The 6,512-nt window shown below is 48.2% G+C and carries 3 protein-coding genes; 1 reads left to right on the forward strand and 2 read right to left on the reverse strand.

What is annotated here, in order from left to right; all coding sequences use genetic code 11:
- Window positions 1-53: 53 nt before the first annotated feature.
- Both QGT73_RS16650 and purT read right to left on the reverse strand, forming a co-directional pair.
- Window positions 54-1,565 (reverse strand): DUF6377 domain-containing protein, encoded by a 1,512-nt coding sequence (locus QGT73_RS16650; protein ID WP_280123175.1) that lies wholly within the window; start codon window positions 1,563-1,565, stop codon window positions 54-56.
- 45 nt (window positions 1,566-1,610) lie between these two features.
- Window positions 1,611-2,795 (reverse strand): formate-dependent phosphoribosylglycinamide formyltransferase, encoded by a 1,185-nt coding sequence (gene purT / locus QGT73_RS16655; RefSeq protein ID WP_280123176.1) that lies wholly within the window; start codon window positions 2,793-2,795, stop codon window positions 1,611-1,613.
- Window positions 2,796-3,043: 248 nt separating this feature from the next.
- Between purT and carB the strand changes: the two genes are divergently transcribed.
- Complete coding sequence (gene carB / locus QGT73_RS16660) at window positions 3,044-6,265, forward strand: carbamoyl-phosphate synthase (glutamine-hydrolyzing) large subunit (RefSeq protein ID WP_280123177.1); 3,222 nt, start codon at window positions 3,044-3,046, stop codon at window positions 6,263-6,265.
- Window positions 6,266-6,512: the final 247 nt, after the last annotated feature.

A 6,512-nucleotide genomic window follows, 5' to 3' on the forward strand; every position in this document is an offset into this window, starting at 1 on the left:
GAAAATCTCCGCATCTAAAAATAATTCAGAAAATAAACCATCGGTTGGCTCAGTTAGCGGCTTAGCCAAGACTGAACGACCTCAAATTTTACCGAATCATTGTATATTGTGTAGACAGAATAATTGAGCATTTGTGCGATACGCGAAGTATCATCAATCCCGAGTCTCATCAGTGCGAGAATACGCAGGTCGGTATTTAATTTTTCACCTTTACGAAGTATCAATTGTTTGTCTGGAGCAAGCAGTGTGTTGACATCCTCCACAAATGACGGGTATATGTTGAGAAACGCATCATCAAACACTTCGTAAAATTCCTTTGATTGTTCTTCGACAAGTTTGCCGGTCTTGGTCAGTTTGAGTAAATCGTCGCTCTTGCCGGCTGAAATCTTACGGCTGACCAGTTTGTTGAATTGGTTTAGCTTGTCCATGTATATTGAGCACAGATTGAGAAATTGCGCTATATACACATCCTTTGTTTTGTTGGCTTTTTCGAGTCTTTCGGCCAATCGCCGTTGGGCGAGATTGTTGCGATATACCATTCTGAGCGAGACAAACAATGCCAATAGCAATATTCCCATTATGGCAATCACAATAAAGATGCGTTTTTTGAAAGCGTTTATCTGAGCTTTGTGTGCGTTCTCAATTATTGGTAATGCCTTTGAAGTTTGGATAATACGTAGCGTAACCTGGCATTCTACCGCATTGCGCAGGGCATGTGAAAGGTATGAATGGGCACGCTGTACGTCATTATGTTTAAAGAGCAGTGCGCCGAGTTCCTGTAATGATGCCATCTCAAGTGTGGCGCATCTGATGTCGGAAATGGCTGAGAGGGCGAGGTAATATACTTGCCCGGGATAATTATCATCCACTTTCGCGATGTCGGCCAGCATATGGCAAGCTCTCGCATACATCGGATTGGTCTCTCCGATTTCACCGATAAGTTCATTGAGCACCTTTTTTGCCGCCGGGTAGTTGCGCGAATACATGTGGTGTTCGGCAAGATTAAGTTTGTATTGTGAAGAGTTCTTGTCCAGTTGATCAAGAAGACGGCGTTGGGTGTCAAACTCCTTCTTGCGGTAAGCGGCTTGGCGGTCGGGGAAATCGGCAAATACGTTTGATATATAGTTATTCATCTGACGTTGCGCATCATAATACTCTGTGAGCAATCCGGGCGGGATACCGGCAGTGCTTACGGAGTCCATCAGTTGCTCTGCATCGGTCATCAACATCTGCAATGGCAGGTATGTGGCCATTTTTAATGCAAAACGCGTGGCTGCAGAGTCTGCCTTGATGGCTTTGGCCGCAGTCAGTCCTCCTCCATAATAATACAGGGCCGAGTCAATGCGGTATGCATTGTAGCAGTCGCCAAGTTGAATCATGATATCCAGTTTGCCATCATCGTTTGAGCGAAGAGCGGAAAGTGTTGTCTTGAGCGAGTCAATAAGTGAGCGGCGCTCATGAATGTACGTATCGCCGATCTCAAGTTCGTGATCAAGACGCTGGAGCATTTGCGTGGCGTCACTCTCGCTCACCGGCGCGGCCGATGATACAAGAGTGACGAACATGCAAATTACGGAGGATATGATTTTCCGAAAGATCATTATATGGTTTTACAGCACATTTACAACGAGTTTGTCGTAGGCACGTTCGGCTTTGGCTCTGGCCTCCTCCACATTGTCGGCAGTGGCAAGAATTACGCCCATGCGGCGGTGACCGTGTATTTCGGGTTTGCCGAATATGCGCATCTGTGTCCCGGGTTCTTCAAGTACAGTCTCAAGGTTGCACATCTCAATACATGTCGTGTCGCCTTCCACTACAACCGCGCGTGAAGCCGACGGTCCGAGAAAACGTATCTCAGGCACCGGAAGACCGAGAAGTGCGCGTGCATGCAGCGCAAATTCGCTCAGGTCTTGTGAAATCATAGTCACCATGCCGGTGTCGTGCGGACGGGGTGACACTTCACTAAATATCACATTGTCACCTTTGATAAACAGCTCTACGCCAAAGATACCATATCCGCCAAGCGCGTCAGTAACTTTTTTTGCGATTTCCTGTGCTTTGGCTTTTGCTTCGGGACTCATCGCCTGGGGCTGCCAGGAATAACGATAGTCTCCGTCGATCTGAATATGGCCTATGGGCTCACAATAGGCGGTTCCGGCGATAGAGCGTACGGTGAGCATTGTTATCTCGTAGTCAAAATCGACAAATCCCTCTACGATGACACGTCCGGCACCGGCTCGGCCACCCTCCTGAGCTATGCGCCAAGAGTTCTCGATGTCGGCCTCGCTTTTTATCACGCTTTGACCATGACCGCTTGATGACATGATCGGCTTGATTACACAGGGTATGCCTACGGCTTTTACGGCGTCTTTAAATTCCTCGAAGTCGGAAGCAAAGCGATAGGGAGAAGTGGTGACACCAAGCTCTTCGGCGGCAAGACGGCGTATGCCTTCGCGGTTCATTGTGAGGAATGCCGCATTGGCGGTTGGAGTGACATTATATCCTTCTTTTTCAAGTTCGACCAATACTGGGGTGGCGATGGCTTCCACTTCGGGGATGATATGGTCGGGCTTCTCGCGCTCAATATTCTCGCGAAGAGCCACGGGGTCAAGCATATTGAATACAAGTGCCTTGTCGGCTACCTGCATTGCCGGAGCATTGGCATATTTATCGCATGCTATCACTTCAACTCCCATTCTCTGCAGCTCGATTGCGACCTCCTTGCCGAGTTCTCCGCTGCCAAGGAGCATAGCTTTGCGTGCGCGGGGAGTCCATTTGCTTCCTATTTTAGACATATTAATAAGATGTGTTAAGATTATATTATTAATGTGATGATTATTGCATTTTCTTGTGCAAATTTACAATTTTTTCCCGATAGTCGTAAATTATTTTTGCCGGAGTGGTAAATTATTTATAACTTTGCATTCAAATAGAAACCCTGATGCATTATCAAAAATTAGAAATAATCAACATTATATAAAATGCGTTGTCCACTCGCAGTGGGTAACGCATTTTTCTTATTGAACCATACGCTATCACCATTATGGAAAAGAAAATCAAGAAAGTACTCGTGCTCGGCTCAGGCGCACTGAAGATCGGTCAGGCCGGCGAGTTTGACTATTCCGGCTCACAGGCATTAAAGGCCCTGCGTGAAGAGGGAATCAGCTCTGTGCTCATGAACCCCAACATCGCCACAATCCAGACTTCGGAGGGTATAGCCGACAAGGTTTATTTCCTTCCTCTTACAAAATATTTTGTCGAGGAAGTCATAAAAAAAGAGCGTCCCGACGGTCTGCTGCTCGCTTTCGGCGGACAGACTGCCCTCAATTGCGGCACTGAACTGTATCTCAACGGTGTGCTTGACAAATATGGTGTAAAAGTACTTGGCACATCAGTCGAGGCCATAATGTATACCGAAGACCGTGATCTCTTCGTGAAAAAGCTCGACGAGATACCTATGAAGACCCCCAAGAGCCATGCGGTGGAAAGCATGGAGGATGCACTGAAAGCAGCCCGAGAAATTGGTTTCCCTGTCATGGTGCGCTCTGCTTACGCACTTGGCGGACAAGGCAGCGGCATATGTGCCAATGAAGAAGAGTTTGTAAAACTCGCTGAGAGCGCGTTTACATTCTCCAATCAGATACTTGTCGAGGAGTCACTGAAAGGCTGGAAGGAAATTGAATTTGAAGTAATCCGTGACGCCAACGACCATTGTTTCACAGTTGCAAGCATGGAAAATTTTGACCCGCTGGGCATACACACCGGTGAGTCGATAGTTGTCGCTCCGACTTGTTCTCTCTCAGAACAGCAGGTGGAGATGCTTCAGGAGCTGTCGCGTAAATGTATACGTCATCTCGGCATCGTAGGTGAGTGTAACATCCAGTATGCTTTCAATGCCGAGACTAACGACTATCGCGTAATCGAAGTAAACGCACGTCTGTCGCGCTCATCGGCTTTGGCCTCCAAGGCCACCGGTTATCCTCTCGCGTTTGTAGCTGCCAAGATTGCATTGGGCTATACGCTCGACCAGATTGGCGAGATGGGTACACCCAACTCGGCTTATGTGGCACCATCGCTTGACTATCTGATATGCAAGATTCCCCGCTGGGACCTTACGAAGTTTGTCGGTGTGAGTCGTGAAATCGGCTCAAGCATGAAGTCGGTGGGTGAAATCATGTCGATAGGACGTTCGTTTGAGGAGATTATTCAGAAGGGTCTCAGAATGATCGGCCAGGGCATGCATGGCTTTGTTGGAAATGAGGGTATCGAGTTTGACGATCTTGACCGCGAACTCTCCCACCCGACCGACCTCCGCATCTTTGCTATCGCCCAGGCGTTAGAGCAGGGATATACAATCGACCGTATATATGAACTCACAAAGATTGATCCGTGGTTCCTCGGCAAACTCAAAAATATTGTCGACTTCAAGGCTAAACTTTGTGGTTACAATACCATTGAAGAAATACCGGCCGAGGTGCTCCGCGAGGCAAAGGTGCTCGGATTCTCCGATTTCCAGATAGCACGTTTTGTGCTTAATCCTGCCGGCAATATGGAGAAAGAAAATCTCCAGGTGCGTGCACGTCGCAAGGCTCTCGGTATCGTTCCTGCTGTGAAGCGTATCAACACCGTTGCGAGCGAACATCCCGAGTTGACCAACTATCTCTACATGACATATGCCGTAGAGGGATATGATGTGAACTATTATAAAAATGAGAAGTCGGTTATCGTGCTCGGCTCAGGTGCTTATCGTATAGGTTCGTCGGTTGAGTTTGACTGGTGCTCGGTCAATGCTATCCAGACAGCCCGCAAGCTTGGCTATAAGTCAATTATGATCAATTACAACCCTGAGACTGTATCGACTGACTATGACATGTGCGACCGTCTCTACTTCGACGAACTTTCGTTTGAGCGCGTACTTGATGTCATTGATCTCGAGCAGCCCCGCGGTGTTATTGTGTCGGTTGGCGGCCAGATACCCAACAATCTTGCCATGAAGCTCCATCGTCAGTCTGTGCCGGTGCTCGGTACATCGCCCATATCAATCGACCGCGCGGAAAATCGCAACAAGTTCTCCGCCATGCTCGATCAGCTCGGCATCGACCAGCCGGCGTGGCAGGAGCTCACGAGCCTTGAAGATGTCAAGGAGTTTGTCGATAAGGTCGGCTATCCGGTACTCGTGCGTCCCTCATATGTGCTGTCAGGTGCAGCCATGAACGTATGTTATAACGAGGAGGAGCTTGCAAACTTCCTCAAGATGGCCGCTGAGGTATCAAAAGAATATCCGGTAGTTGTATCACAGTTCCTTCAGGACACCAAAGAAATCGAGTTTGATGCAGTCGCTCAAAATGGAGAGATTGTTGAATATGCAATCTCTGAGCATGTGGAATTTGCCGGTGTGCATTCAGGTGACGCAACACTCGTGTTCCCAGCTCAGAAGATATACTTTGCAACAGCCCGTCGCATTAAAAAGATAAGCCGTCAGATAGCCAAAGAGCTCAACATCTCAGGTCCCTTCAACATTCAGTTCCTGGCCCGAAATAACGAGGTCAAGGTTATCGAGTGTAATCTGCGAGCCTCACGTTCATTCCCGTTTGTTTCCAAGGTGCTCAAACGCAACTTTATCGAGACTGCCACACGCATTATGCTTGATGCGCCCTACAGCCGCCCCGATAAATCGGCATTTGACATCGACCGTATCGGCGTCAAGGCTTCGCAGTTTTCGTTCTCTCGTCTGCACAATGCAGACCCTGTGCTTGGCGTGGATATGTCCTCGACCGGCGAGGTTGGATGCATCGGCGACGATTTTGACGAGGCCCTGCTCAGCGCAATGCTTGCGACCGGCTTTGAGATACCCAAGGGTGGGATTATGCTCTCGTCGGGTGCGGCGAAGAGCAAGGTGGATCTGCTTGAACCGAGCAGACGTCTGGCATCCAAGGGCTACAAAATCTACGCCACTGCAGGAACTGCGACATTCCTTAACGATCACGGCATACCTGCCATCCCCGTATATTGGCCCGATGAATGTGCCGATGCCGAGGAGAATGTGATGAAGATGATCTCCGAGCATAAGTTTGATCTTATCGTCAATATACCCAAAAATCACACCAAGCGCGAGCTCACCAACGGCTATCGCATCCGTCGCGGAGCAATTGACCACAACATACCGCTGATTACCAACGCACGTCTTGCAGGTGCTTTCATAGAGGCATTCTGCAACATGGATTACAGCGACATCAGTATCAAGTCGTGGGATGAGTATAAGTAGACGATATTTTGATGATGATCACAACATAATTTAACACACGTGTCGAGTCAAATATACGGCTCGACACGTTTTTACTATATATTATTATTACTGTCCGCTAAACCATAAAAAGTCGAGTCCAACTTCTTGAAATATAGAAGTTGGGCTAACTTTTTGTATAGGACAAGCCCCCTTATCAGTTTTCAGTTTCTTCCGGCGGCGATTCAGATGCATCGGCGAGCATTATTTTCAGGTCTGCGTCGGGTTG

The sequence above is a fragment of the Duncaniella muricolitica genome (genome assembly GCF_910574735.1).
Lineage (GTDB): Bacteria > Bacteroidota > Bacteroidia > Bacteroidales > Muribaculaceae > Duncaniella > Duncaniella muricolitica.